The organism is Geobacillus sp. G4 (assembly GCF_040327975.1).
In the GTDB taxonomy this organism is placed as follows: Bacteria; Bacillota; Bacilli; order Bacillales; family Anoxybacillaceae; genus Geobacillus; species Geobacillus thermoleovorans.
This window is the reverse complement of the sequence record NZ_JBEPJY010000092.1, coordinates 1-279: the sequence shown is the minus strand read 5'-3', so window position 1 is coordinate 279 and position 279 is coordinate 1. Positions and strand designations below refer to the sequence as shown.

Genomic DNA, 279 nt, shown 5'->3' with positions numbered 1-279 from the left:
ATTGGAATTTCGCACATAAGTTAAAGCGGCCAGATGGCACCATAGGCAAAATGCAGTCGTCATACACCATTTTGCTGTTTCTTCTACTACTTTCATTTCTTGTAAAATATATTCCTTTTGCGACTTATGATTCGTAGAGAAAAATCCAGCTTTCCCTAGCTCCCGCAAATATTGCTCCTGATAAAAACCTTCCGCATCAATTTTTTTTACATATGGTTTCAATTCTTTTTCAATTAACTGCTCCAACGTTTCAACTTTTTCGTCCAAACTATTCATTTC

The 279-nt window shown here is 35.8% G+C and carries 1 protein-coding gene; it reads right to left on the bottom strand.

Annotation, left to right across the window (positions count from 1 at the left end):
- Positions 1–276, bottom strand: a 276-nt coding sequence (locus ABS784_RS17080) for an acyl-CoA dehydrogenase family protein (protein ID WP_352513391.1), incomplete at its 3' end; no start/stop codon positions are given.
- Between the last annotated feature and the right edge of the window lie 3 nt (positions 277–279).